Source organism: Bordetella petrii, assembly GCF_020991325.1.
In the GTDB taxonomy this organism is placed as follows: Bacteria; Pseudomonadota; Gammaproteobacteria; order Burkholderiales; family Burkholderiaceae_B; genus Bordetella_A; species Bordetella_A petrii_E.
In genome coordinates, this window is the sequence record NZ_JAJMLX010000527.1 from 1 (window position 1) to 783 (window position 783).

At 68.1% G+C, this 783-nt stretch carries 1 protein-coding gene and 1 pseudogene; both read left to right on the forward strand.

Going from position 1 to position 783, the window contains the following annotated elements; all coding sequences use genetic code 11:
• Positions 1–695 (forward strand): PhoH family protein (locus LPZ50_RS25130; protein ID WP_230665538.1); only part of this gene is annotated, 695 nt, incomplete at its 5' end.
• Positions 685–783 (forward strand): annotated as a pseudogene (locus tag LPZ50_RS25135) (rRNA maturation RNase YbeY); the annotation flags it as partial. The gene LPZ50_RS25130 and the pseudogene LPZ50_RS25135, both read left to right, overlap by 11 nt.

Consider the following 783-nt stretch of genomic DNA (forward strand, 5'->3'; position numbering starts at 1 on the left):
TGTCGGCCGCCGACGGCCAGGGCGAAGACGGCATCGTGCTGCGCACCCGGCGCAGCGACCTGCGTCCGCGCACGCCGCGCCAGCGCGACTACCTGGACAACATTCTCAAGCACGACATCACCTTCGGCATAGGCCCGGCCGGCACCGGCAAGACCTGGCTGGCGGTGGCCTGCGCCATCGACGCCATGGAACGCGATTCCGTGCAGCGCCTGGTGCTTACCCGCCCCGCGGTCGAGGCTGGCGAACGCCTGGGCTTCCTGCCGGGCGACCTGGCCCAGAAGGTCGACCCCTACCTGCGCCCCCTGTACGACGCCCTGTACGACCTGATGGGTTTCGACAAGGTGCAGCGCCTGTTCGAAAAACAGACCATCGAGATCGCGCCGCTGGCCTATATGCGCGGGCGCACGCTGAATCATGCCTTTGTCATCCTGGACGAAGCGCAAAACACCACGCCGGAACAAATGAAAATGTTCCTGACCCGCATCGGGTTCGGCAGCAAGGCCGTCATCACGGGCGACCCTTCCCAGGTCGACCTGCCGCGCGGACAGCAAAGCGGCCTGGCACATGCGGTGCGCGTGCTGGAAGACGTGCAGGGCATCGCCACCACCCGCTTCACCAGCCGCGACGTGGTGCGCCACCCGCTGGTGGCGCGCATTGTCGACGCCTACGACCGTGCGGCCGAAGATGAGTCCTGAACTGTCGCTGGCGGTGCAGTACGGCGTGGCCGAACCTGCCCTGCCGCGCTGGCGCCTGCGCCGCTGGGCGCAGCGCGCGCTGTATGGC